Consider the following 696-nt stretch of genomic DNA (forward strand, 5'->3'; position numbering starts at 1 on the left):
ACTTAATCGATAAGTCGGCACCATTCACTGCGCTTTGCAGTTCTTTGGCGTTGTTTGCAATAGCGGATGTAACCGTTCCAGCTTGAGAATAATGCTCCAACGGCAAGTAGCGACAATCAGAACGCGGATAAGTGATCAGTTTGTGCTTTTCGTATAGTGCCTGACAAGTATCTAGCACCTGCTGCGCACTCATGCCATAACGCTTTGCTGCATCAATCTGCAAAGCAGATAATGAATATGGCAATGGTGCAGATTGCTTGGTTTGCTTCTGCTCTGATTCCTTCACCATCGCTGGCTGGTTCGCGATCCGATTAGCGACGTTTTCGACTAACTTGCGATTTAATACTCGCCCTTCTTCATCCTGCCATGGTTTGCAAGCCTCACTGGGTTTCCAGCGTGCGCGAATATCAAACGCCCCATTTTGGTCTTGATACGGGATCAATGCGTGCAGCGTGAAGTAATCTTTCGGAACAAAGTTTTCAATTTCTTCATCTCGACGGACGACAAGCCCTAGAACCGGAGTTTGCACACGCCCAACCGAGAGCACACCTTGGTAGCCAGCCTTTTGTCCCAGCAAGGTATAAGCGCGAGACATATTCATTCCATACAACCAATCCGCCCGTGAGCGCGCGAGAGCGGAAACAGACAGAGGAATAAAATCACGATTACTGCGCATTGAGTTTAGTGCGCGCTTCA

1 protein-coding gene is annotated in these 696 nt (G+C 48.6%); it reads right to left on the reverse strand.

Annotated elements, in window-relative coordinates; translation table 11 throughout:
* Positions 1 to 696, reverse strand: a 696-nt coding sequence (locus tag R8O11_RS27840; protein ID WP_318194949.1) for a DNA topoisomerase, incomplete at both ends; no start/stop codon positions are given.

Source organism: Vibrio sp. 1288, from assembly GCF_033344475.1.